This window comes from Roseibium sp., from assembly GCF_025698965.1.
In the GTDB taxonomy this organism is placed as follows: Bacteria; Pseudomonadota; Alphaproteobacteria; order Rhizobiales; family Stappiaceae; genus Roseibium.
Map to the genome: position 1 here is coordinate 1 of NZ_JAILWL010000592.1, position 3474 is coordinate 3474.

Consider the following 3474-nt stretch of genomic DNA (forward strand, 5'->3'; position numbering starts at 1 on the left):
GGCCATCGATCTGGCGGTTGAAATCCTGATCGAACATTGCGGACGATCCCGCGGCATGAAAGGGCTCACCGCCCTTGTTGTCGATGAGCACAGATCCGCGCATGAAGTGGCTCGCCTGCCTTATCAGGATCTTGAGGAATGCGGCAATTGGAGGGTTGAGCAGGCCGTCAAAATCATGCGGCAAAAGCTTCGTGAACCGGACACCACCGAACACCTGGCCGAGAAGCTGGGTTCAACCGTGCGGCAACTGAACCGCGTGTTTCTGCAACACGCCAATTCATCACCGCAGGAAGTGTGGCGCGACATGCGGCTTCAACACGCGCGCTGGCGTCTGATGAACTCCAAACGCACGATTACCCAGATCTCTTATGAATGCGGATTTTCGGACAGCAGCCATTTCTCGCGCTGGTTCAAGGCCAAATTCGGTGAAACTCCGAAACGCTATCGCGAACAGCGCCTGGCGAAACAACGTTAGGTCACGGGCTGCTGTGTGCCGAGCGACCATTCTCAACCAGGCGACCGAACACGTTCCGGTCGGCGTCTCCTCATGCCTGAATTTCCGGGTTGATCATGTGAATGGGCATCCCGGTTGCATATGCATTGACCTGGTCGAATATATCGGAAAATTGCAGATCGAATTCGTCTTCGGTGACATATCCGATATGCGGTGTCGGTAATACGTTTGGATGCCGCAGCAACAGATTTTCAGGCTCTCTCAGGGGCTCAGTGTCAAAAACATCCACCGCCGCAAAGATCCTGCCCCGTTCAATCTCGGCTTCAAGCACTCCAGGTGCAATCAGGCCTGACCTGGAAGTGTTGACCAGAAGAGACCTCGGTGACATGGCGGCGAGATCGGCCGCGGTAACGATGCCCCGTGTTGCCGGTTTCAGGCGCACATGCAGGCTGACAATATCCGAGGTGGCAAAGAAACTTTCCCTGTCCTTGGCGACAGCGGCGCTGTCTGCGTTCGCCCTTGCACGCCCCTCTTCGGAAGCCCACCACTGAACATTCATGCCGAGCGCCTCAGCATAGTTTGCAACCGCCTTGGCAATCCTGCCATAGCCATAGAGCCCGAGCGTGCGGCCACGCAGGGTCCTGCCGACTCCCATTTGCCAGTTTCCGCGTCTGATGGACGCAACCTGTTCGGGTATCTGCCGGAAACTGGCCAGCATCAGCGTCAGTGTCAGTTCTGCAGCCGCGTAGGACGGGGTGCCTGCATGCATGTTGGAGCACAGAAGCACGTCATGTTTCGTACAGGCTTCAACATCGATATGCGGATAGACGCTTCGCTGGGAGATCAGCTTCAGGTTCGGCAGGCGCTCAAGCAGATCAGAAGTGATTTTCGTACGTTCGCGGAAGAGCACAAGTGCTTCTGCTTCCTGCAGGCGATCACTCAGTGTATCGACATTTTCAACGTGATCGGTCCAGACCGTAACATCGTGTTCTTTAAGTTTTTCAAAGCACGGCAAGCTTCGAAGCGTATCGAACCAGTCGTCAAGAATATGAACTTTCATCGGCTTTCGACACCGCTCCCTTCGATCAATGTGCGGGGTGTCGGAACAAATACATTGCGTCGCAAGACCTCCAGAGATGTTGTGACCTGTGCCCGTTTCGACAGAAGATCATTATACTGCACATCGCAACCTGAAACGGGTGTCGGATAGGCGCGAATTTCGTCGCATACGAGTTGCCTGGCAAACTGCAGTGCGAGCGTTGCCGTCTCGATCTGGCGTTCATATTCAGTTGGCATCATGTCCTCCTTAGTTTCAGACCCGTTCAATCAGCGACAGCTAGTTGCGCGACCAGACAGATCCGGGAATGAAGACTTCTCCGGCAGCCAGTTCACGCGCGGTCCTTAGCAATCCGGCAGACTTTACCGTGAAGTGGCCATTGTTGATTTCATAGTCAATTGCGACTTCCATCTTTCCCATCGGATGCTCCAGCAGCAGTGTGGCAGGTGACGTTGCCGATCCTTGCAACATTCCTTCCGCGACTGTTCCGGGAGCAAGCAGGCAGGAGGCCAGACACTGAGACCCGGTAACAGCTAGCGTCGGGTGACACTTCCAGGGCATGAAATAGCGCACGCAGGCGGAGCCGCCATCTCTGGCTGGCGCAAGCAAGCCGAATTTCGGTGTCACCGACCTGGTGACGTCCCCAAGACCCATCCGCTCGCCGGCGATCAGTCGAATTGCTTCCATCTGCTCAAAGAGAGCCTTGTTGTCGTCAAGCTCCGCGGCACTTTCGTAGCCGGTGATACCGAAGTCCCCTGCCCGCCCGATCACCATTGGCATGGCCACATCCATGCAGGTGACCTCAACACCGTTGATCACCTCCTGCACCTTACCGGTCGGAAAAAGCGCGCCGGTGAGACTGCCTTCCACTTTCATGAAACGCAGCTGGATCGGTGCGGCTGTGCCAGGGACACCATCAATGACGGCGTCGCCGTCATACTGAACGGTTCCGCCCGGTGTCTGCACCACTTCAGAAACACATGTTCCGGTGTTCACTGCCCTGACCTTGACTTCGGTGACATCACCGGTGGGGTCAACAAGACCCATTTCAATCGCGGCGGGACCTACGCCAACCAGAATGTTTCCGCAGGACGGTTTGAAATCGACCAGCTTGTCTTCAACGCCAACCTGAGCAAAAAAATAATCGATATCAGCCCAATCATCATCAGACCTGGACAACATGGCGATCTTGGTTGTAACCGCTGTCCCGCCACCGATCCCGTCAATATTGAACGGGTGGCCGGAGCCGACGATCGAGACCAGCACCTTGGACAGGACATCGAGATCCTCGGGCAGGTCGCTCCGCTTCAGATAAGGCCCTCGCGAAGACCCGCCGCGCATGAAAATGAAGGGAATTGAGGTCTGGTTCATTTTGTTGCCTTCCGTATGAGTTCAACAACAATTTCGGTGAATGCGCGCGTACCGAGCCGACCGCCAAGATCGGCAGTACGTGATTGCGGATCGGTCAACGCGACCTTTAGCGCCTGGCGAATTGCCTGTGCCGCGGGAGCAAGCTCGAGGTGATCCAGCAGCATGGCCGCCGATCCGATCAGGGACGTCGGATTGGCCTGGTCCTGCCCGGAAATATCCGGAGCCGATCCATGCTGTGCCTGCGCTGCCGCATTTTTCTGACCCAGATTGAGGGAAGCCGCCAGCCCGAGGCCACCTGCCAGTTCGGTGGCAAGATCGGACAGGATGTCCCCGAACATGTTGGTTGTTACGATGACGTCGAACCGGCCCGGGTTCCGGACAAGATGCGCTGCTGCCGCGTCGACAAGCACTTCATCCAATTCGATCTCGGGGTAGTTCTTGGCGGTCTTTCGAACGCTGTCCAAAAAGAGCCCATCGCTGGTCCGCATCACGTTGGCTTTGTGGACAGCCGTTACCCGATCTCGTTTGTGCGTTCTTGCATATTCAAATGCAGCACGCGCGATCCGTTCGCTGGCCTTTTCGGTAACAAGGC

The 3474-nt window shown here is 56.2% G+C and carries 5 protein-coding genes; 1 reads left to right on the top strand and 4 read right to left on the bottom strand.

Annotated elements, in window-relative coordinates; genetic code table 11:
* Positions 1-475 (top strand): helix-turn-helix domain-containing protein (locus K5905_RS30075; protein ID WP_297591362.1); only part of this gene is annotated, 475 nt, incomplete at its 5' end.
* Between the two features lie 70 nt (positions 476-545).
* Here the strand turns inward: K5905_RS30075 and K5905_RS30080 are convergent.
* The 4 genes from K5905_RS30080 to K5905_RS30095 form a co-directional block, all read right to left on the bottom strand.
* Entirely contained in the window at positions 546-1514 is a 969-nt protein-coding gene (locus K5905_RS30080) for a D-2-hydroxyacid dehydrogenase family protein (RefSeq protein ID WP_297591363.1), read from the bottom strand.
* Positions 1511-1750 carry a hypothetical protein gene (locus K5905_RS30085; RefSeq protein WP_297591365.1) on the bottom strand — a complete coding sequence of 80 codons (240 nt, stop codon included), beginning with the start codon at positions 1748-1750 and terminating at the stop codon, positions 1511-1513. Before K5905_RS30085 ends, K5905_RS30080 begins: the two co-directional genes overlap by 4 nt.
* A gap of 40 nt (positions 1751-1790) precedes the next feature.
* Positions 1791-2882, bottom strand: coding sequence for a 4-oxalomesaconate tautomerase (locus K5905_RS30090; protein WP_297591366.1), 1092 nt, complete (start codon positions 2880-2882; stop codon positions 1791-1793).
* A partial coding sequence (locus tag K5905_RS30095) for an isocitrate/isopropylmalate family dehydrogenase (RefSeq protein WP_297591368.1) occupies positions 2879-3474 on the bottom strand: 596 nt, incomplete at its 5' end. The genes K5905_RS30095 and K5905_RS30090, both read right to left, overlap by 4 nt.

Bases quoted from the DNA above. Each gene is read 5' to 3' on its own strand.
- K5905_RS30080 (WP_297591363.1), bottom strand. From the start codon at position 1,514: ATGAAAGTTCATATTCTTGACGACTGGTTCGATACGCTTCGAAGCTTG.
- K5905_RS30085 (WP_297591365.1), bottom strand. From the start codon at position 1,750: ATGCCAACTGAATATGAACGCCAGATCGAGACGGCAACGCTCGCACTG.
- K5905_RS30090 (WP_297591366.1), bottom strand. From the start codon at position 2,882: ATGAACCAGACCTCAATTCCCTTCATTTTCATGCGCGGCGGGTCTTCG.